This window comes from Azospirillum lipoferum 4B (assembly GCF_000283655.1).
In the GTDB taxonomy this organism is placed as follows: Bacteria; Pseudomonadota; Alphaproteobacteria; order Azospirillales; family Azospirillaceae; genus Azospirillum; species Azospirillum lipoferum_C.
Genome location: NC_016623.1, coordinates 466,700 through 485,119, shown reverse-complemented (window position 1 = coordinate 485,119; position 18,420 = coordinate 466,700). Strand labels below are relative to the sequence as shown.

The 18,420-nt window shown below is 70.1% G+C and carries 16 protein-coding genes; 10 read left to right on the top strand and 6 right to left on the bottom strand.

Annotation, left to right across the window (positions count from 1 at the left end; genetic code table 11):
- Positions 1 to 7 precede the first annotated feature (7 nt).
- Together hutC and hutI are read right to left on the bottom strand one after the other, a co-directional pair.
- The gene (hutC, locus tag AZOLI_RS23575; RefSeq protein ID WP_014249709.1) at positions 8 to 736 is read right to left on the bottom strand and encodes a histidine utilization repressor; all 729 of its coding nucleotides are present in this window, start codon (positions 734 to 736) and stop codon (positions 8 to 10) included.
- Positions 733 to 1,980 (bottom strand): imidazolonepropionase, encoded by a 1,248-nt coding sequence (hutI, locus tag AZOLI_RS23570; protein WP_014249708.1) that lies wholly within the window; start codon positions 1,978 to 1,980, stop codon positions 733 to 735. The genes hutC and hutI overlap by 4 nt, the downstream gene beginning before the upstream one ends.
- 257 nt (positions 1,981 to 2,237) lie before the next feature.
- Here hutI and AZOLI_RS23565 point away from each other — a divergent pair, with 257 nt between their 5' ends.
- From AZOLI_RS23565 to AZOLI_RS23550, 4 genes are all read left to right on the top strand, one after another.
- Positions 2,238 to 3,602: a formimidoylglutamate deiminase gene (locus tag AZOLI_RS23565; RefSeq protein ID WP_014249707.1), complete on the top strand. Its 1,365-nt coding sequence runs from the start codon at positions 2,238 to 2,240 to the stop codon at positions 3,600 to 3,602.
- Positions 3,599 to 5,137 (top strand): histidine ammonia-lyase, encoded by a 1,539-nt coding sequence (gene hutH, locus AZOLI_RS23560; protein WP_014249706.1) that lies wholly within the window; start codon positions 3,599 to 3,601, stop codon positions 5,135 to 5,137. The genes AZOLI_RS23565 and hutH overlap by 4 nt, the downstream gene beginning before the upstream one ends.
- Entirely contained in the window at positions 5,134 to 5,949 is an 816-nt protein-coding gene (gene hutG, locus AZOLI_RS23555) for an N-formylglutamate deformylase (protein ID WP_014249705.1), read from the top strand. Before hutH ends, hutG begins: the two co-directional genes overlap by 4 nt.
- Positions 5,950 to 6,245: 296 nt before the next feature.
- Complete coding sequence (locus tag AZOLI_RS23550) at positions 6,246 to 6,899, top strand: phosphatase PAP2 family protein (protein WP_014249704.1); 654 nt, start codon at positions 6,246 to 6,248, stop codon at positions 6,897 to 6,899.
- 4 nt (positions 6,900 to 6,903) lie between these two features.
- Here AZOLI_RS23550 and AZOLI_RS23545 read toward each other — a convergent pair whose 3' ends face one another.
- Positions 6,904 to 8,136 (bottom strand): hypothetical protein, encoded by a 1,233-nt coding sequence (locus AZOLI_RS23545; RefSeq protein ID WP_014249703.1) that lies wholly within the window; start codon positions 8,134 to 8,136, stop codon positions 6,904 to 6,906.
- Positions 8,137 to 8,818: 682 nt separating this feature from the next.
- Here AZOLI_RS23545 and AZOLI_RS23540 point away from each other — a divergent pair.
- The 6 genes from AZOLI_RS23540 (at position 8,819) to AZOLI_RS23515 (ending at position 13,581) form a co-directional block, all read left to right on the top strand.
- Positions 8,819 to 9,688: a helix-turn-helix domain-containing protein gene (locus AZOLI_RS23540; protein ID WP_014249701.1), complete on the top strand. Its 870-nt coding sequence runs from the start codon at positions 8,819 to 8,821 to the stop codon at positions 9,686 to 9,688.
- On the top strand, positions 9,685 to 10,323 hold the full coding sequence (locus AZOLI_RS23535; RefSeq protein ID WP_014249700.1) for a hypothetical protein: 639 nt from the start codon (positions 9,685 to 9,687) through the stop codon (positions 10,321 to 10,323). Before AZOLI_RS23540 ends, AZOLI_RS23535 begins: the two co-directional genes overlap by 4 nt.
- Before the next feature lie 148 nt (positions 10,324 to 10,471).
- Entirely contained in the window at positions 10,472 to 11,134 is a 663-nt protein-coding gene (locus tag AZOLI_RS23530) for a ParA family protein (RefSeq protein WP_014249699.1), read from the top strand.
- Positions 11,131 to 11,703: a hypothetical protein gene (locus AZOLI_RS23525; protein ID WP_014249698.1), complete on the top strand. Its 573-nt coding sequence runs from the start codon at positions 11,131 to 11,133 to the stop codon at positions 11,701 to 11,703. The genes AZOLI_RS23530 and AZOLI_RS23525 overlap by 4 nt, the downstream gene beginning before the upstream one ends.
- A gap of 102 nt (positions 11,704 to 11,805) precedes the next feature.
- Complete coding sequence (locus AZOLI_RS23520) at positions 11,806 to 12,567, top strand: LamB/YcsF family protein (protein WP_014249697.1); 762 nt, start codon at positions 11,806 to 11,808, stop codon at positions 12,565 to 12,567.
- A 249-nt stretch (positions 12,568 to 12,816) separates the two neighbouring features.
- On the top strand, positions 12,817 to 13,581 hold the full coding sequence (locus AZOLI_RS23515; RefSeq protein ID WP_343206324.1) for a porin: 765 nt from the start codon (positions 12,817 to 12,819) through the stop codon (positions 13,579 to 13,581).
- A 5-nt stretch (positions 13,582 to 13,586) separates the two neighbouring features.
- On the opposite strand, the gene AZOLI_RS23510 is transcribed toward AZOLI_RS23515, so the two are convergent.
- From AZOLI_RS23510 to AZOLI_RS23500, 3 genes are all read right to left on the bottom strand, one after another.
- Positions 13,587 to 14,708 carry a cysteine desulfurase family protein gene (locus AZOLI_RS23510; protein ID WP_014249695.1) on the bottom strand — a complete coding sequence of 374 codons (1,122 nt, stop codon included), beginning with the start codon at positions 14,706 to 14,708 and terminating at the stop codon, positions 13,587 to 13,589.
- 41 nt (positions 14,709 to 14,749) lie between these two features.
- A complete protein-coding gene (locus AZOLI_RS23505) occupies positions 14,750 to 16,096 on the bottom strand; it encodes a PQQ-dependent sugar dehydrogenase (protein ID WP_014249694.1) in 1,347 nt (448 codons plus the stop codon).
- 106 nt (positions 16,097 to 16,202) lie between these two features.
- A complete protein-coding gene (locus tag AZOLI_RS23500; protein WP_162488392.1) occupies positions 16,203 to 18,389 on the bottom strand; it encodes an O-linked N-acetylglucosamine transferase family protein in 2,187 nt (728 codons plus the stop codon).
- Between the last annotated feature and the right edge of the window lie 31 nt (positions 18,390 to 18,420).

Sequence of the window (18,420 nt, the reverse complement as noted above, 5' to 3'; positions counted from 1 at the left end):
AGAACCTCTAAGGCGGCGGCAACTGGAACCGCGCGCCCAGCCGATACCGGCTGCCGGGATGCACCAGCATCGCCACCGTCACCACCCTGCCCTTCACCCAGGTGCGGCGGGTCACGCGCAAACAGGGTTCGGTGACGGGGATGTCCAGCAACCGGGCGATCTCGGCCGTCGGCGACACCGCTTCGATGACGTGCTCGACCTGCGGCGAGGACTCCAGCCGGATCAGGTACTCGCCCGGCGTCTGGCGGGTGAAGTCCTGCTCCAGATAGTCGGGTGCCACCGCCGGGTTGACCCAGCGTTCCTCCAGCTGGACCGGCACGTCGCTCTCGCTGTGGACGACGATGGAATGGAACAGCTTCGCCCCCACCGGCAGGTTGAAGCGCCGCGCCAGCCCGGCATCGGCGGCAACCGCGAGCAATTGCTCCACCCGGCAGCAATGGACGTTGCCGCGCTCGGCGATCTCGTCGGCGATGCTGCGCAGTTCCACCACATCGGTGCTAGGCGGCCGTTCGGCGACGAAGGTGCCCAGCCCCTGCACGCGGGTCAGCAGCCCCTCGTCGGTCAGGTCGCGCAGCGCGCGGTGGACCGTCATGCGGCTGACCGAGAATTCCTCCAGCAGCTTGTGCTCCGACGGGATCTGGAAGCCCTCCGGCCAATCGCCCGAGCTGATCCGGCGGCGGATGGCCTCCTTGATCTGGGCATAGCGCGGCTGGGCGGTGGAAATGACGTCGCTCATGCGGCCTCCACACGCGGCTTGCGGACCACGCCGCCATTGACCACCGCCGTGCAGGGGTTCAGGCCGATGGCGTAGGCCAGTTCCGCCGGATGCCCGATGCGCCAGACCGCCAGATCCGCGCGCTTACCCGGCGCGATCACGCCACGGTCGGCCAGCCCCAGCGCCGTCGCCGCATGGCGGGTGACGCCGGCCAGCGCCTCCGCCGGAGTCAGCCGGAAGAAGGTGCAGCCCATCGACAGCATCAGCAGCAGCGAGGTCACCGGCGAGGTGCCGGGATTGTTGTCGGTGGACAGCGCCATCGCCACGCCATGGCGGCGCAGCAGCTCGATGGGCGGCAGCCTGGTCTCGCGCAACGCATAAAAGGCGCCGGGCAGCAGCACCGCGACCGTGCCGGCCTGCGCCATGGCGACGACGCCGTCCTCGTCCAGATGCTCGATATGGTCGGCCGACAGCCCGCCGAACTCCGCCACCAGCCGGGCGCCGCCGAGGTTGCTCAGCTGTTCGGCATGCAGCTTCACCGGCAGGCCGAGCCGCTTCGCCGCCTCGAACACCCGGCGGGTCTGGGCGACGGAAAAGCCGATGCCCTCGCAGAACGCATCCACCGCATCGGCCAGCCCGGCTTCGGCAATGGCCGGCAGCGTCTCCGTGCAGATGCGGTCGATGTAGCCGTCCGGGTCTGTCTTGAACTCCGGCGGCAGGGCGTGGGCGCCGAGATAGGTGGTGCGCACCTCCACCGGGCGGACCTGGGCCAGCCGGCGGGCGACGCAGAGCATGCGCGTCTCGGTCTCGGTGTCGAGACCATAGCCGGACTTCACCTCCACCGTCGTCACACCTTCGGCCAGCAGGCTGTCCAGCCGCGGCAGGGTGGCGGCCAGGAGCTCGTCCTCGCTGGCGGCGCGGGTGGCGGTGACGGTGGACAGGATGCCGCCGCCGGCCCGCGCGATCTCCTCATAGCTGGCGCCGTTCAGCCGCATCTCGAACTCGCGGGCGCGGTTGCTGCCATGGACGAGATGGGTGTGGCAATCGATCAGGCCGGGGGTCATCCAGCCGCCCTGCCCCGAATGGACCTGGGTCGCCAGTGCGTCCGGCGCGTCGGTCAGGTCGGCGCGCCGGCCGACGAAGGCGATGCGGCCGTCCTTGATGCCCACCGCGGCGTCGGCAATGGCGCCGTAGCCGTCGGCGTCGTTCATCGTCGCGACGGACAGGTCGATCCACAGGGAATCCCACGGCGCGCTGGTCGGCATCGGTTCGGCTCCTTCCCAAAATTCCCTCTCCCGCCCCGGGAGAGGGAAGGGGCCCATGGCGCAAGCCATGGGAAGGGTGAGGGGTGATCCAAGGAACCATGCGCTCCTGGATTCTCGCCCTCCCCCTCACCCTCCCCGCCTCCGGCGGGTCCCCTCCCTCTCCCGGGGCGGGAGAGGGAAAAGTTTGCACAGCAACCCTCTTGGCAGCCGGTTGCCTATACTTGTATAGTGTTGTCTATAATAGCGAGGGCGCCCCCATGAGCAACCTGTTTTTTGCCTCGGCGCTGCTGCCGGACGGCTGGGCGGAGAATGTGCTGGTCACGGTGGACGAGCGCGGCCGGATCGTCTCGGCGACGCCCAATACCGCCTGCCCCACCGATGCGGAGCGTTTCGCCGGGGCGGCGGTCGCCGGCATCGCCAATTTGCATTCCCACGCCCACCAGCGCGCCATCGCCGGCATGGGGGAGTCCTCCGGCGAGGGATCGGACAGCTTCTGGAGCTGGCGCGAGGTGATGTATCGCGCGCTCGACCGCATGGGGCCGGAGGATTTCGAGGCGGTCGCCGCCCAGCTCTATGTGGAGACGCTGAAGGCCGGCTTCACCGCCATCGCCGAATTCCATTACCTGCACCATGACCGCGACGGGCGCGCCTACGCCGACCCGGCGGAGATGAGCCACCGCGCCGTCGCCGCCGCGCGGACCGCCGGGCTGCCGATCACGCTGCTGCCGGTGCTCTACAACGCTTCGGGCTTCGGCGGTACGCCGCCGACCGCCGGACAGCGCCGCTTCATCCATGACGGGGCAGGGTTCGCCCGGCTGACCGCGGCCCTGCACAACGCCTATGGCAAATCCTCCGACGTGCGCCTCGGCATCGCCCCGCATTCCCTGCGCGCCGTCCCGGATGCCTTGCTGACGGAAACCGTCGCCGCCCACCCGCATGGCCCGATCCACATCCACATCGCCGAGCAGCGCCGGGAGGTGGAGGACTGCCTCGCCCACCATGGCCGCCGCCCGGTGGAACATCTGCTGGAGACCCAGCCGGTCGATGGCCGCTGGTGCCTGATCCACGCCACCCATATGACCGAGGCCGAGGTGACGGGCGTCGCCGCCAGCGGTGCCGTCGCCGGCCTGTGCCCGACGACCGAGGCCAACCTCGGCGACGGCTTCTTCGCTGCCGAATCCTTCATGGGCCAGGGCGGGCGCTGGGGCATTGGCTCCGACAGCCACATCTCCGTCAGTCCGGTGGAGGATCTGCGCTGGCTGGAATATGGCTCGCGGCTGACCAGCGGCCGGCGCACCGTGCTGGCCGGCGGCCCCCGCCGCTCCACCGCCCGGCGGCTGGTGGAGGACGCCCAGGCCGGCGGCGCGCAGGCGACCGGATTCGAGGCCGGACGCATCGCCGCCGGTCTCCGCGCCGACCTCGTCGTGCTCGACACCGACCACCCGCTGCTGGCCGCGCGAAAGGGCGATGCGCTGCTGGACGGCTGGATCTTCGCCGGCAACGCTCCCCTCGTGCGCGATGTGCTGATCGCCGGACGCGCAATCGTCCGCGACCGCCGTCACCCGCGCGAGGAGGAGATCGCCGACCGCTTCAAGAAAACCCTTGGGAGACTTCTGGGATGAGCGAGAGCATCACTCTGGTTCCGGGCGCGCTGTCGCTCGACACGCTGCGCAGCATCTATCGCGGCCGTCCGGCCCTGACGCTCGACCCGGCGGCCTATCCGCGGATGGAGCGCTCGCGCGCCCTGATCGACCGGATCGCCGGCGGCGACGAGGCAGTCTACGGCGTCAACACCGGTTTCGGCAAGCTGGCCCACACCCACATCGCCGCCTCGGATCTGGAGACGCTCCAGCGCAACCTGATCCTGTCGCACGCCACCGGCGTCGGCGCCCCGCTGGCCGATGGCGTCGTCCGGCTGATCCTGGTGATCAAGGCGGTCAGCCTTGCGGTCGGCGCGTCGGGCGTGCGACCGGCGCTGGTCGATGCCCTGCTCAAGCTCTATCAGGCCGACGTGCTGCCGGTGGTGCCGGGCAAGGGCTCCGTCGGCGCGTCGGGCGATCTGGCGCCGCTGGCCCATCTGTGCGGCGTGCTGCTCGGCATCGGCCATGTCCGGGTGAAGGGCGAGACGCTGCCGGCGGAAGAGGGGCTGCGCATCGCTGGCCTGCCGGTGTTCGACCTGAAGGCAAAGGAAGGTCTGGCGCTGATCAACGGCACCCAGGTCTCGACCGGTCTGGCGCTCGCCGGCCTGTTCGAGATCGAGCGCACCTTCAAGGCGGCGCTGGTCGCCGGCTCCCTGTCGGTCGAGGCCGTCATGGGCAGCCACCGCCCCTTCGATGCCCGCATCAGCGCCCTGCGCGGCCAGCCCGGCCAGATCGCCGTCGCCGCAGCCTTCCGCGAGGTGCTGGCCGGCAGCGAACTGAACGCCAGCCACCAGGGGCCCGACTGCCACCGGGTGCAGGATCCCTACAGCCTGCGCTGCCAGCCGCAGGTGATGGGCGCCGTTCTGGATCAGATGCGGCAGGCCGCCCGCACGCTGGTGATCGAGGCCAACGGCGTCACCGACAACCCGCTGGTTCTGGTCGACACCGACGAGGTGCTGTCCGGCGGCAACTTCCATGCGGAGCCGGTGGCGATGGCCGCCGACCAGCTCGCCATCGCCGCCTCGGAGATCGGTGCCTTGGCCGAGCGTCGCATCGCCATGCTGATCGACACCACCATCAGCGGCCTGCCGCCCTTCCTGGTCGCGGAGCCCGGCCTGAATTCCGGCTTCATGATCGCCCATGTCACCGCCGCCGCCCTGGCGTCGGAGAACAAGACGCTTGCCCACCCCGCCAGCGTTGACAGCCTGCCGACCTCCGCCAACCAGGAGGACCATGTCAGCATGGCGACCTTCGCGGCGCGCCGCCTGGGCGACATCGCCGGCAATGTTGCCGACATCGTCGGCATAGAGCTTTTGGCCGCGATTCAGGGGCTGGAGTTCCATCGCCCGCTGAAGACCACCGACCGGCTGGAGCAGGCGATCGCCACCATCCGCGCCGAGGTGCCGCGTTACGAGGTCGACCGCTACTTCGCCCCGGATCTGGCCGCCATCGGCGCCCTGGTGCGCAACGGCGCGCTCGACCATCTGATGCCGGTATCCCTGGAGACGGCACAATGACCGCCCCCACATTCGATCTGGTGAGAGGCGACGGGCCGCTGGTCATAAGCATGCCCCATTGCGGCACCGCCCTCTCCCCCGGTCTGGCCGACCGCCTGACCGACGAGGCGCTGACCCTGCGCGACACCGACTGGCACATCCCGCGCCTGTACGGCTTCGCGACCGGCCTGGGGGCGACGATGCTCAGCGCCCGCTATTCCCGCTACGTCGTCGACCTCAACCGCTCCTCGACCGGCGAGAGCCTCTATCCCGGACAGGCGACCACCGGCCTGTGCCCCGACATCCTGTTCGACGGCACGCCGCTCTACCGCGATGGACAGGCGCCCGACGCGGCGGAGGTGGCGCAGCGGGTGGAGACCTACTGGCGTCCCTACCACGATGCGCTTGCTGCGGAGCTGGCGCGGGTGAAGGCGCGGCACGGTTTCGCCCTGCTCTATGACGCCCATTCGATCCGCAGCCATGTGCCGCGCCTGTTCGACGGACGACTGCCCGACCTGAACCTCGGCACCGCCCGCGGCACCAGCGCCGACCCGCAGCTCGCCGCCCGCGTCGCCGCGGCGATGGAGAGTGCCGCGGCGGCGGAGGGCATGAGCTGCGTCACCAACGGCCGCTTCGTCGGCGGCCACATCACCCGCGCCTACGGCCAGCCGGCCGATGGCATCCACGCCATCCAGATGGAGCTGGCGCAGGACCGCTACATGGACGAGGAAGCGCCGCCCTTCGCCTACCGCCCGGACCGGGCTGAAAAGCTGCAGCGGGTGCTGGCGGCACTGCTTGACGCCTTCACCGGCTGGCGGCCGGCGCAGGGCTGACCTTCAGCGGGGGCGCGGAACCGCCCCCGCACGCCCCGCGTTCCCCTGCGGCGCCCATGCTGGGGCGCAGAATGCAGAAACGGCTATCGCGTTTGAGGTTCGAGCGACAAAGGTCCATTTCGGATGCCCTTCTCCCCTTGCGGGAGAAGGGTTGGGATGAGGGGTGCGGCGGCCGTAGGCCGTGGAAATCGATGGCTTGCGACCCCTCACCCCAACCCCTCTCCCGCAAGGGGAGAGGGGCTTTGTCGGCAAGCGACGTTCAAATGCGGTTGCCCTGAGAATGCAGGGGACCGGCCTTGAGCGATGCGACCGACAGCGACATCACCCACAGCAACATCACCGACCAGCGCGGCATCGAGAATCCGGGTGGCGGCTTCGGCTATGGCGGGCGCGCCGCCCCCACCATCCTCCAACCCGCCTTGACCGCGGTCGATACGCTGGATGCCCAGGTCCACGACATCGTCACCTGCGATCCCGGCCCGGTCAGCCGGGCGCTGGCAACCGCGGGCCATTACGCCATAAAGCGCCATGTGCTGATCCCCGGCTTCGCCATAGCCGGCATCGTCGGCCTGCTGACCGGACAGGCGGATCTGCGCCGCGCCGGCAGCGTCGGTGTTGCCGGTCTGGTGGCAACGGCGACCGCCAGTCGCTCGATCAAGCGTTATGTCAAGCGCCGCCGTCCCGACGAATGCGCCCCGCGGCGCAAGCCGGGTTGGCGGATCAGCGCTCGCTCGCTGCCCTCGGGCCATGCCGCCAGTGCCTTCGCAGCAGCGACCGCCCTGGCCGCGGTCAGCCGGTCGCCGGCACAAAGCCTGTTGATCTATGGAACCGCGGCGGCGCTTGCCGGCGGGCGGGTGGTCCGGCACCGCCATTGGGCGTCGGACGTGCTGGCCGGCGCCTTGCTGGGCACCGCCATCACGCTGCTGGCTCGGCGACTCCTGCCGCGCTGATCCGTTATTTCTTCGGCAGCGGCAGGGAGGCCTGTTCGGTCCTGGACGGGTCGGCCAGACGCTTGGCGCGCTTGTTGCGCACCTCCGCCGCCTCGCCGGCCTTCAGCGGCACGAAGCCGTCCGGACGCATGGCGTTGCCGACGATCTGCTTCAGCAGGTCGATGTTGGTGGTCTGCACGCGGCGGCCGCGGCGGACCTGATCCAGGAACTTCTGCGACGGCGTCAGCACATAATCGATGGCGTCGATGCGCTTGCCGACCTTGGTGTATTCCTTGTCGGCGACGTCGAGGATCCCCTCGTCCACCAGCGCGTCGACGGCGGAGGTCACCACGCGGAGCGTGTCGCGGCGGCGCGACCACTCGTTCATGCCGCTGTTCTTGATGATTTCGTCGGCGCTGATCGACACCGGCTTCGCATCGTCGTCGGCGGTGTCGTATTCGATGGACAGGCGGTTGTAGAGCCAGCGCGACACCGGCGACTTCAGCTTCATCAGCCAGGCGTAGGAAACCGGCTTGAACTCCAGGTCGCGGATGGCGGCGGAGACCAGCGGGTTGAATTCCAGATAGGTCTCCTCGACCCCGCCATCCTCATCGACCAGATCGGGGCGGGAGCGGATGGCCAGCACCGGGAAGGCGGTGGATTCCAGCAAATTCTGTCCGCGGCTCTTCTTCCCCGGCTCCGCGCTGCCGCCGGTGGAGATGATGATGCGCGACCGCGCCAGGATGGTCAGGGATTCGCGGATGTCCTGGATCGACAGAGTGTGGTTGACCGCCCGCAATTCCCGCTGGATCTCGTACAGGCTGAAGCGCATCTGCACCTTGTCGCGGTTCTCGCCGGTCAGCGACAGGCGCGAGCGGTCCATGGCGAGGCGGCGCACCACCTGCTCCACCACCTGCTCGCGCTCCGACGGGAAGATCTCGACTTCCACCAGATCCGGGCCGCTGCCGGGGGCGCGGTCGTCCTTCTTCGCGGTGCTCAGCCGGTCGATACGGGCGGGCTGGACGGTCAGGCGATAGTTGCGGCCGCGGAAGGCGAACTCGCGCCGCACCGACTTGATGAAACTGTCCTTGGTGACCAGCTCGCCCTTGTCCTTCGCCACCTTTTCCTTGTCGTTGTCGCGGGAGACGAACACGAACCGCGGCGCCAGATCGTAGAGCGCGATCAGGTGCGATTGCGAACGGTCTTCCAGCTCGAACAGGATGAGCTGCGCGGCGCTGGTCGGGGCCATCTTGGTCATGAACGTCTCCGAAGGTCGGGAGTAACCATGGCGCGCGGAGCCCCCCGGCGCAACAGAACCGAAGGAAATTACCGCCTCCGGGGTGGAGCAACAGCCCGCGCACATGGTGCGACAGCCCGCGGTGATGGAGCAACGGCCCGCGACCATGGAGCCATAGCCCGCGATTGCCGCCTTTGCCCCGGCTTCCCAAGGCACCGAACCGCGACTCCCTGAAGAATCGGAGAGAATCGGCCGCGGCACGGCAGGGGAGAACCGCGGGCTACCGCTCCATGACCGCGGAACACCACCCTCGGCGCCGTCTCCGGACCGCCCCATCTCTCCCGGTCATCCCGGCCGGCGGGGAAACGCGGGCTATCGCTCCAGGCACCGCCGGGGAGAAGCCTGAAATCGCTCCGAAGACAGACGGGAACCGGCCCGGCAATCGCGGGCAAGGGCTCCATATCCGCGGCCTGAAGCGCCAGGATTCCGATTCGGGCTGGCATCGCGGGCTATGGCTCCATGGTCGCGGGCCGGGGCTTCACGGTCGCGGGCTATCGCTGACCATCCGCGGGCTGCTGCTCTATGGAGTGCGAGCCCGCGATTCGACTCTGCCGCGGACCGCTTCGAATCCTCCCTGCCAATCATGCCATCCACCCGCCACCGCAGCCCGTCCGGCCGCCGGCACGGAGGAGTATCGCCACAGATGACCGACCATAGCGCAAACCCCAACCGCTGGGGCCGGATTCCGGCCTGGTGGCTGGATCACCCCGATCTCGATGCCGACGGCCTCGCCGTGCTGGCCGCTCTCAGCACCTATGCCGATGACATGGGCGTCTGCTGGCCCTCGCAAGCGACGCTGGCGGGAAAGCTGAAACGCAGCCGGCCGACCGTCAACCGCATCCTGGGCCGCCTGGAAGCGCTGGGGCTGGTGACCATCGAACACCGCCGGTCGGCCAGCGGCGGCCGTCTCAGCTGCCGTTACCGGCTGGCGCTGACCGTGACCGGCAGCGTCGGGGAGGGTGCAGCGGTGGACAGCCCCGCTGACTCATCGACGGACTCCCCCTGTCCAGCGGCGAGTCACGAACAGCCTGAACCTGAACAGATTCCGGACACGCCCCACCGGCGGGCGGGCGGAAGGCAGGCAATCGGCGGAAAACCGGCCGCGGCGCACCCTGTTGCCGAACAGGTCGGCGAAGACTGGACCCCATCCGCCGCGGATCGCCAATGGGCGGCGGCCCGCTTTCCCGCCGTCGATCTCGACCGCCATGCCGAGCGCTTCGTCCAGCAATGCCGCGCCCATGGCTACCGCTACCGCGACATCGCCGCCGCGTGGCGGTCCTGGTTGCTGCAGGACATGGCCCGTATGGCGCAACAGCCCGCGGAACCCTCCCGCAATCCGGAGGGCGGGGCAAACCGCACCCGGACCGGCCATTCCAAAGCCAACCGTCCTGCCAACCGACAGGCCGCGGATGCCGAACAACGCCTGTCGGCCTGGGCCAGCGTCGCCGCCCGGTTGAACGGTCAGGCCGGTACCGCCGCTGGCGCCACCAACCCTTGGGGAGTGGGCGCATGAGCAACCTTCACCCGTTCCCCGCCTCGCCGGCCTCATCGCCCAGCCTGCCGCTTCCCTTCGACCCGGCCATGGCGCCGGCCCTGCGCAGCCGGATGCTGCGCGAGGCTCTGCCCGACCCCTTGCGGCAACTGCTCGACCGCGGGCAAGTCGGCCGTCACAGCCGCTTCACCGATGACGGCTTCGCCGACGTGGTGGAGGATTGGACGCCGCCGGCCGGAGTGACTCCGCGCCATGCCGCTCTTGCCCGCCGCGCCCTTGCTGAGATCGACCAAGCCATCCTCGCGCCTGCGCCGGCCAACCATCTGCTGGGCCGGGTGCTGGCACTGCTGAGCCATTTCCCGGCCAAGGCCACGACGCCCGAGGTGGAGCAATTGCTCGCGATGGACTGGGCTGACGATCTGGGAGAGTTCCCGTCCTGGGCAATCGATCAGGCGGCCAGGGTCTGGCGCCGCACCCGCAAATGGCGGCCCAGCATCGCCGAGATCCGTGCCCTGTGCGAGGAGGCCTGTGCCGCCGAACGGGCTTTGGCCGAACGCCTGCGCGCCATCGCCATCGCCGGCGAGCGAACCGCCGAAACCGGTGGAGGTACAGCGGTGCGGCCTGTGCTGGCCTCGACCCTGCGCCGCATGCGATGATAACCGAACTTCAGTCTTATGATACACTGGCCTGTGGCCGTTGCGACACCCTGCACCGGGGTTGCGAAGCTAAGACATGTCTTAGATTTGCGCCACGTCCGCGCTTTGCTAAAAGGGGGCCACAGCCGATGGCGAAAAGGGACATGAGATGACCAACGACACGGGGCACGGACCGGTGAAGCGCTTGCTGGTCAATGGCCCGAAGGGCGGAATCGGCAAGACGACGCTCAGCCGCAACATCGCGGTGGCGGCGGCGCTCGACGGCTGCACGGTCGCGACGCTCGATCTCGACCCCCAGCGCAGCCTGACCAAATGGTTCGCCAAGCGTCCGGACGGAATGGCGACCATCACCCATTTCGAAGCGGGCATGACACCCGGCGACATCCGCGCCGCCCTGGACGGCATCGACGGCTACGACCTGCTGGTGATCGACACCCCGCCGTCGATCGAGGACCATCCGGAGGAGTTCAAGCTGCTGGCCCTGTCCTCCGACCTGATCGTGGTGCCGACCGGGCAGAGCGACGACGACCTCGACTCCGTCCGGCCCTGGATGCGCTTCGTCCGCCGCTATGGCAAGAACGCGGCCTTCGTGATGAACCGCGTCAAGCCGCGCACACGCGGTTTCACCGAGGCGCAGCGCAAGCTGCTGGGCGACGGCCGGATCTGTCCGGTCGAGGTGCCGGACTACGAGGACATCCAGTTCACCGCCAGCCGCGGCATCGGCCTTTTGGAGCTGAAGGGCGGCAAGGGGGCCGAGCATGTCGCCGGCGTCTGGGCCTTCGTCCGTCACGAACTGGAGCTGGCGCAATGAGCGGGTTCAAGCAGGTTTCCAAGGCGCAGGCCCGCCGCCACATCGCGGTGGATGAGCGGATCGAGCGCATGGCGGAGGCGACCGTCGATCTCGTCCACCGTGAGGAATTCGTGCAGGAGATCTCCACCCTGTGGCGCAGCGCCCAGGAGAAGTTCCTGCTGATCGGCCGCTATCTGGTCCAGGCCCGCATGCGCCTGCCCCATGGCGAGTTCCAGGCGATGGTCGAGAATGAGCTGCCCTTCGGCTATCAGGTCGCCTACCAGCTGCGCATGGTGGCGGAGGCGGTGGACAGCGGACGCCTTCCAGGTTCCAAGCTGCCGCCCAGCTACGCCACGGTCTACCAGCTCGCCACCCTGACCAGCGAACAGCTCCGGCTGGCCGACCAGCGCAACCTGATCCGTCCCGACGTCACCCGGCCGGAGATCGTCCGCTTCAAGCGCGACCTGCGCAGCAAGGCCATCGATCACGTCAGCCGCCGCGAGGTGCTGGAGGCCGAACGCCAGCGGCTGCGCGAGCGGCTGATCGCCGTGGAAGCCGAACTGGCATCGCTGGACGACCAGGAGGACTGAAGCAACGTCATTCCGGCCGGCTGCTTCCTCTGCCCTGCCGGCCCGGAACGCTGTATCCTCCCCGCATCTTAAGTCCTGGACGACCGACTTGCGGGAGACGCCATGCCGAGCATCGATCTGAACTGCGACATGGGCGAGGGCTATGGCGCCTGGGCGATGGGTGACGACCGCGCGATGCTCGACATCGTGACCTCGGCCAACATCGCCTGCGGCTTCCATGCCGGCGATCCCACCATCATGGCCGACACCGCCCGGCTGGCCGGTGAGAAGGGCGTGCGCATCGGCGCCCATCCTGGTTTCGAGGACCGCTCCGGCTTCGGCCGTCGCGTCATCCGTGGCATCACCGCCACGGAGGTGGAGCGGCTGGTCGCTTATCAGGTCGGCGCGCTCCAGGCCTGCGCCGCCCTGTCGGGCCAGCGTGTGACCCATGTGAAGCCGCACGGCGCCCTCTACAACATGGCGGCGGTCGAGCCGGATCTGGCCGACGCCATCGCCCGTGCCGTCAAGGCGGTGGACCCCGCCCTGCTGTTCGTCGTTCCGCCCTTGAGCGCCATGGACCGCGCCGGCCAGGACGCCGGCTTGCGGGTTGCCCGCGAGGCCTTCGCCGACCGCACCTATGAGGATGACGGCACCCTGACCCCGCGGACCGTTTCGGGATCGGTGATCCACGACCCGGATCTGGCCGCCGCACGCGTGGTTCGGATGGTGCTCGACGGTGCCGTGGAAAGCCGCCATGGCACGCGCCTGCCCATCGTTGCCGATACCATCTGCGTCCACGGCGACACCCCCACCGCCGTCGCCATGGCCGCCGCCGTCCGCCGGGCGCTGGAACAGGCAGGGGTGACGGTGAAGGCCGTGGCCTGAAGCTGGAGCGCGGCCGGTCGGTGAAAGATCGGCCGCCATCCCAGTCCATTCTTTCAAATACGCTATCCTGGGTTTTGCGATCTCGCGCATTCCGCGAATCCGTCCGCATCTCTGCGCCCCAGCAAACAAAGTCCCGGTCACAGTTTTGTCGGAATTTTAGGCGAACATGTCTCAAACACGAAAGGATACACAGGGCCGCATCGACGAAATGGACAGTCGACCCCCGGCCAACCAGCACAGGTCTTGCCCATGCAACGACGAATTTCCATGCCAGTTCTGGCGGCAGTGGCGATTTTTTCGACCGGCGAGGCATCTGCTGAGATTCTCTACCAAAAGGGTAGTGTTGCGGATCGGCGTCATTTTTTGCAGGTCGATGTCTCCTGGGGCGCGCTGGAGATCGGGCAGGCCGATGGCGCCCGCAACCGCCTGGTGGGAACCACGGCGATGCCGGCCACGGCAGGGGCCGGAAGCCGCACGGCCAAGCTGACCTACTACACCCCGCCGCTGCGCGGGTTCGAGCTTGGCGCCAGCTACACGCCGCTGCCGCGCGGCAACGCCGACCTGCCCGACCCGCGCGAGGCGCTGCATCTGGTGGAGGCGGCGCTGCGCAAGACCCTGCAAATCGGCGGGATCAATGCCCGGCTGACCGCCGGCACCAGCCGGGCGCGGGTGCGCCGAGACAGCCGCCGCCTGCCGCGCCAATCCTGGATCGTCGGCAGCCAGTTCACCTGGCAGAGCGTGACCTTCGACGGCGACCTGCGCCAGCAGGAGGAGGCGGACGGCGTGGCCTTCCGCAGCCTGAATGCCGGGCTGGCCTATGGCCGGGGCGACATGACGCTGTCCTTCCGCGTGCGCCGGTCGGCGTCGGAGGGGGCGGTGGCCAACGAACGCTATCTTGCCGACCTGACCTATCGAATCACGCCGCGCTGGCAGGTGATGGCCGACACCAATTTCGACAGTGGCCCGGAAAGCATGGGCGCGGTGGTAAGGCTGGGCGCCCGGCTGCGGTTCTGACCCGCTCAGTCCGTCAACAGGCCCACCAGCCGCTCGGCCGCCGCGTCGACCTCCGCCACGGTGGTGCCGCGGCCGAGCCCAAAGCGCAGGCTGGCATGGGCATCGGCGGCGGACAGGCCCAGCGCCAGCAGGACATGCGACGGCTCCCCCGCTCCGCTGTGGCAGGCGGAGCCGGTGGCGACCGCCAGATCCGGCAGATCCAGCAGCCGGTCGGCGGCGTCGATGCCGGGAATGGTGACGTTCAGGCAGCCGGCCAGCCCCTCTCCGCCCTCTGCGGCGCCGTTCCGGCGGATGCCCGGCAAGCGCTCGCGCAGCTGCCGCCACAGCCGGTCGCGCAACTCCGCGATCCGGCGCGCATCCTCCTCCCGTCGCTCCCGCGCCAGCCGGCAGGCGGCACCCAGCCCGACGCAGAGCGGCGTCGGCAGGGTGCCGCCCCGCATCCCGCGCTGTTGCCCGCCGCCGGCCGAGGCCGGAACCGGCCGGAAAGGCCGGCGTACGATCAGCGCCCCGATCCCCATCGGCCCATACAGCTTGTGCCCCGACAGGCTCAGCCCGTGCAGTCCCAGCGCTGCCATGTCGAGCATGCGTGTACTCAGCGCCTGCACCGCATCGCTGTGCATCGGCGCGCCATGGCGGGCGGCGACCGCCGACAGCTCCGCCAGCGGCTGGACCGTCCCCACCTCGTTGTTCGCGGCCATCACCGATACCAGCGCCGCTCCGGGCAGTTCCGCCAGTGCCCGTTCCAGCCCGGCCGGATCGACCCGCCCGGCCCCGTCCACCGGCAGCATGACGACCGGATGGCCGCGCCGCCGCAGCTCCGGCAGGCAGCCGAGCACGCTGGCATGCTCCACCGCCGAGACGACGCAGCCACCCCCCGGCGGCACCCCGCCCAGCAGGGCCAGCGTATTCGCCTCCGTCGCGCCGGAGGTGAAGGCCACCTCGCCCGGCTGCGCGCCGACCAGGGCGGCGACCTCTGCCCGCGCCTGCTCGATGGCGTCGGCGGCCCGCCAGCCGGCGGCATGGGCGGCATGCGGGTTGCCGGCGGCCTCCTGCCGCATCCAGGGCAGCATCGCCTCCAGCACCAGCGGGTCGAGCGGCGTCGAGGCCAGATGGTCGAGATAGATCATGGCGCAGTATCGCGCCATCCGCCGCGGAAGGGGAGGGGGTGCTACTGCGACGGCTGCTCCGGCCGCTCCGGCCGTTCCGCCGACTGGGCGCCGCCGCTGCCGCTGACGCGCCAGATGGCGTTGCCGACATCGTCGGCGACCAGCAGGGCGCCCTTGTTGTCCAGGATGACGCCGACCGGGCGGCCCTGCGCCTCGCCGTCCTGGTTGAGGAAGCCGGTCAGCACGTCCACCGGCTCGCCCGCCGGCTTGCCGTCGCGGAAGGGCACGAAGATCACCTTGTAGCCGCTGGGCGGCTCGCGGTTCCATGAACCGTGCTGGCCGATGAAGACGCCCTGCTGCAGCGATTGCGGCAGTTCGCCCTCCCGCGAGAAGGCGAGCCCCAGCGAGGCGGTGTGCGGACCCAGCGCATAGTCGGGCGGGATCGCCTTGGCGACCAGATCCGGGCGCTGCGGCTCCACCCGCCGGTCGACATGCTGCCCGTAATAGCTGTAGGGCCAGCCGTAGAAGCCGCCGTCCTTAACAGAAGTCATGTAGTCGGGGACAAGGTCGCTGCCGATCTCGTCGCGCTCGTTGACCGCGGTCCACAGGGCGCCGCTCGTCGGCTCCCAGTCCAGCCCGTTGGGGTTGCGCAGGCCGGAGGCGAAGATGCGGTGCGACCGCGTCTTCAGGTCGATCTCCCAGATGGCGGCGCGGCCTTCCTCCGCCTCCATCCCATTCTCGGCCACATTGCTGTTTGAACCTGTGGTTGCATACAGCTTGGTGCCGTCGCGGCTGGCGACGATGTTCTTGGTCCAATGGTGGTTGATCGGCCCCCCCGGCAAATCGACGATCTTCTCCGGCTGGGCGGTGATGCGGGTGTTGCCCGGCTTGTAGGGCACCTTCACCACCGCGTCGGTGTTGGCGATGTAGAGGTCGCCGCCGACCAGCGCCATGCCGAAGGGGGAGTTCAGCCCCTCCAGGAAAGGTTCGCGGACATCGGCCTTGCCGTCGCCGTCGCTGTCGCGCAGCAGGGTGATGCGGTTGGCGCTGGGGGTCTTGGCGCCGGCCTTGTCCATCACCAGCCCCATGACCCAGCCCTTGATGCCCTTGCCGTCCTCCGGCTTGGGCGGGGCGTTGGTCTCTGCCACCAGCACGTCGCCGTTGGGCAGAGCCAGCATCCAGCGCGGATGGTCCAGCCCGGTGGCGAAGGCGGTGACGCTCAAACCCTCTGCCGCCGCCGGCTGCGCTCCCTGCGGCCAGCCGACGGCGTCGGCGATGTTCACCGTCGGGATCAGCGAGGATGTCGGTTCCGGCAGGGTCGGGTTGGGGCCGGTGCCGGCCGACACCGGCAGGCTCGCCTGATCGCCGCAGCCGGCGAGCGACAGGACCGCGACCGTGGCGGAAAGCATGAAGGCAAGCCGAGAGGAACTACGCATGCGCCGGAATCCCGCATCTGTGGGCGTGGAGGGGGTATCCACGCTCAACGTCCGGGCAGGCGGGATAGTTCCGGCTTGGCTATCGGCCCCGACCCGTCAGCCCCCGCAACTCCGCGGCCAGGGCGGCGGCCAGCTTTCCGCCGTCGCACAGCGGTCCACCGGCCATGCGGGCGCGCAGGCTGCGGCGCAGATCCGCCAGCCGCTGCGGGTCGGAGGCCAGGGCGACGGCACGCTCCACATAATCGGCCGGGTCGGTGGCGATGCAGCCCTCCACCCCCGCCACCGTCAGGAAGGCCAGCGAATGGCGGCTGGAGAAGGTCTCTCCCGGCAGGGTGACGACCGGCACGCCCATCCACAGCGTCTCCAGCGTCGTGGTGCTGCCGGAGAAGGGGAAGGGGTCGAGCGCCACGTCCACCGAGGCGCACCGGCGCATATGGTCCAGGCTGCTGCTGGCGCCGACCATCGTCACCCGGTCCGGCTCGATGCCGGCGGCGGCCAGCCGGTCGCGCCACAGCGCCGCGGTGGCGGGGCAGGACAGCGCCTTGGTCTTCATCAGCAGGCGCGAGCCCGGCATCCGCCCCAGGATCGCCGCCCAGGCGGCCAGCACCCCGTCGTTCAGCTTGGTCAGGATGTTGAAGCTGCCGAAGTTGACCGGCCCGCCCGACAGGCTGGGCGGCGGCGTCAGCGGCAGGATATCCTCGCCGCCCGGCGGGTCGTAGGCGATGAAGGCGTCGGGCATGCGCAGCACCCGCTCCGCATAGAAGCCCTCCATGCCGTCCGGCACGTGGTGACGGTCAGCGACCAGCGCATCCATCGCCGCCAGCCCGGTCGTCGCCATGTAACCGGACCATGCGACCTGCACCGGCGCCGGCTTGCGCGCGAACACGCCGGGCCGGCCGCGGGCATTGTGTCCGGCGAGGTCGATCAGCACGTCGGGCCGGTCATGGCGGATCTGGGTCGCGATCTCGGCATCGGTCAGCCCGGCCACCGGCGTCCAGCGCGTCGCCGCCTTGCGGAAGCGTTCGGTCACGTCGTCGGCTTCCGTCTGGTTGGCGTAGAGCAGCAGGCGGACGTCATGCTCCGGCAGCGCCTCCACCGTGCGCAGCGCGAACAGGCCGGCGGGGTGGCGGCGGAAGTCGCCGGACAGGATGGCGACGGTCAGCGGTCCCTTTCCCGCAGCAGCCCCCGCCCCAGAGGCCCCGCGGCCGGGCTTGACCCAGCGCCCGCGGTGCGGTGCGCCATGGACCCTATCCCAGTCCCGGTGCGCCTCCAGCACCGCCGCCGCCGTCACCCCCGGCCGGAACAGCTGGAGATAGGCGAGGTTGGAGCGCACGTCGGCCAGACCGGGATCGAGCGCCAGCGCCCGCCGGTTCCCGGCCTCCGCCGCGTCGAGCAGCCCCTGGCCCTGCCGCACCAGCGCCAGATTGGCATGCGCCTCCGCCAGCGCCGGGTTCCAGGCCAGCGCCGCCGCATAGGCGTCGGCCGCGGCCCCCAGCCGGTCGGCGCGCTGGCGCACCTCCCCCAGCCGCAGCAGCGTGTCGGACAGCTCGGGCCGGGACGCCACGGCATGCCGGGCCGCCCGCTCCGCCCCGTCGCGGTCGCCCAGCGCCAGCTTGGCCGCCGCGAGGTTGGCCAGCGCCGCCGCATGGTCGGGGCGCAGCGCCAGCGCGCGGGCCAGCGCCGTCGCCGCCTCCTGCGGCCGGCCCAGCGACAGCAGCAGCCCGCCCCGGTTGGCATGCGCCTCGACGAAGCCGGAATCGTCGGCGATGGCCGCGCGGTAGGCGGCGTCGGCATCGGCCCGGCGGCCCAGCGCCGCCAGCACGTTGCCCAGGTTGAAACGGGCGCGGGCATAGCCGGGTCGCCGGGCCGCCGCCTGCCGGAAGGCGGTCGCCGCCTCTTCCAGCCTTCCCAACGCCTCCAGCGCGTTGCCCATGTTGTAGAGCGCCTGGGCGAAGTCCGGCCGCAGGCGGATCGCCTGCCGGTGGGCGGCCACCGCCTCCTCCAGCCGGCCGAGCGCCTTCAGCGCGCTGCCCAGATTGTCGTGATAGTCGGCGACCCGGTGGTTGTGCTGGATGGCGCCGCGGATCAGCTGGACCGCCCGCTCCGGCTGGCCCGACTGCAGATGGACCACGCCCAGCAGATGGGCGGCGTCGGCATGGCCGGGCATGGCGTCCAGCACGGCATGGTACATGGCCGCCGCCTCGTTCAGCCGGCCCGCCTGATGATGCGCCACCGCGGCAGCCATCGCTTCCTGGATCGTCGCCATGCCGACCGTCATACCGGTTGCCGGGGGCCCG